Here is a 2,087-nt window from a genome sequence, read left to right as displayed (position 1 = left end):
CCGACGGTACGGCAGCTCGCCGCCTTCCTCGACGGGCAACTGTGCCCGGCCCCCACGGCATGACCCGCACGACTCGTCCCGGACGAAGGGGAGGACCCACCCCATGACCACCACGACCACCGCGGACCACGACGGCTGGACGCTCACCCACACCTCCCGCGCCCACGCCGGCAGCCGGCCGCACCACGCGGCGATCGTCTGCGAGGGCCGGATCACCACCTACGCCAATCTGCACCGCGAGAGCAACCGCGCCGCCCACGCCCTGCGCAGCAGCGGGGTACGGCGCGGAGACCGGGTCGCCTACCTGGGCCGCGAGTCGGAGAACTACTACCTGGTGATCCTCGCCTGCGCCAAGGCCGGCGCGGTCCTGGTCCCGGTCAACTGGCGGCTCACCCCGGACGAGGTCGACCACATCCTGCGGGACTCCGGCGCGGTCCTGGTCTTCGTCGACGACGAGTTCTGGGACACCGCCGCGAAGGTGCGCCCGCACCTGCCCGAGTTCCACACGATGATCCGGATCGACGGCACCGACGCCGACGGCGAACCCGCCCGTGGCGCGGGGCTGCCCGCCTGGTACGCGAGCAGGCCGGACACCGAGCTGGAGGTCGGCGCCGGACCCGACGACCCGGTCGTGCAGATCTACACCAGCGGTACCACCGGACTGCCCAAGGGTGCCGTGCTCGCCCACCGCAGCTTCTTCACCCTGCCGCAGGCCATGCGCGACCACGGCACCGCCTGGATCGACTGGCTGCCCGACGACGTCGCCCTGATCTCACTGCCGGGCTTCGGCATCGCGGGCATCGGCTGGTTCATGCACACCTTCAACGCCGGGGGCACCAGCGTGGTCATGCCCCACTTCGACCCGCAGGAGGCGGTGCGGCTGATCCGCACCCACCGCGTCACCACCACCTTCGCCGCACCCGCCATGCTCCAGATGATGGCGGGCGAACGGACCGCGGGGCCGGACGCGTTCGTCTCCCTGCGCAAGATCTGCTACGGGGCCGCCCCGATGTCCGAGACACTGCTGAAGCAGTGCCTGGAGACGTTCGACTGCGAGTTCGCGCAGATCTACGCCAGCACAGAGACCGGCAGCGTGGCCGTCTGCCTGCCACCCGAGGCCCACTACCCGGGCAGCCCGGTCCTGGAGTCCGTCGGCAAGCCCTGCCCCGGCAACGAGGTGAAGGTCATCGGCCCGGACGGCGCCGAACTGCCGTCCGGCGGCATAGGCCAGATCTGCGTCAAGGCCCCCTCCCGGATGATCGGCTACTGGAACCTGCCCGAGGCCACCGGCCGCACCCTGGTGGGGGAGTGGCTGCACATGGGCGACGCCGGATACCTCGACGAGGACGGCTACCTCTACCTGTGCGACCGCATGAACGACACCATCATCGTCGCCGGGCAGAACATCTACCCGGCCGAGGTCGAGAAGGCGCTCGCCGCCCATCCGGCCGTCGCGGACTCCGCGGTCGTCGGACTGCCCGATCCGCACTGGGGCGAGGTCGTGCACGCCGCCGTCGTCCTGCGCCCCGGCACCACCGCGACCCCGCGCGAACTCCTGCTCTCCCTGCGGGGCCACCTCGCCGACTACAAGATCCCCGGCACGTACCACTTCGTCGACGGCCTGCCCCGCAACCCTTCGGGGAAGATCCTGCGCCGCGCGGTGCGGCAGCGGCTGTCCGCCCCGGCACACAACCCACTGACCTCGGACCCGCGGTGACGGCAGGCCGAAGAGAGGAAGCGGCACCCATGGAAGCGGAACGGCCCGGACCCACCCCGGAAGGGGCGCGGGGACCCGCGCGACCGGCCCCCGGCGACGCGCGTACGACGCACCGCCCGCAGCCCCCCGGCGGCGCCCTGCGCGTCGGCATCCTGCTGCCGACCCGGGAGCAGGCCATCAACGGCACCTACGCGGCCGCCCCCCTCCTGGACTTCGCCCGCCAGGCCGAGGGCCTCGGCTTCGACTCCCTGTGGGCCGGCGACTCCCTGACCGCCCGCCCCCGCCTCGACCCCCTCGTGGTGCTCTCCGCCGCCGCGGCCGCCACCGAGCGGATCACCGTCGGCACCGCCGCCCTCACCCCGGCCCTGCG

The 2,087-nt window shown here is 72.8% G+C and carries 2 protein-coding genes; both read left to right on the top strand.

Annotated elements, in window-relative coordinates:
* Positions 1-103 precede the first annotated feature (103 nt).
* Positions 104-1,717, top strand: a complete 1,614-nt coding sequence (locus IH13_RS0131090) for a fatty acid--CoA ligase (protein WP_031089545.1) — start codon at positions 104-106, stop codon at positions 1,715-1,717.
* 29 nt (positions 1,718-1,746) lie between these two features.
* Positions 1,747-2,087 (top strand): LLM class flavin-dependent oxidoreductase (locus IH13_RS45220; RefSeq protein ID WP_037842946.1); only part of this gene is annotated, 341 nt, incomplete at its 3' end.

It is taken from the genome of Streptomyces sp. NRRL WC-3549 (assembly GCF_000721935.1).
Taxonomy (GTDB): Bacteria; Actinomycetota; Actinomycetes; order Streptomycetales; family Streptomycetaceae; genus Streptomyces.
Note: the sequence above shows the minus strand (reverse complement) of the source record. Positions and strands in the feature narration are given on the sequence as shown.

Bases quoted from the DNA above. Each gene is read 5' to 3' on its own strand.
- IH13_RS0131090 (WP_031089545.1), top strand. From the start codon at position 104: ATGACCACCACGACCACCGCGGACCACGACGGCTGGACGCTCACCCAC.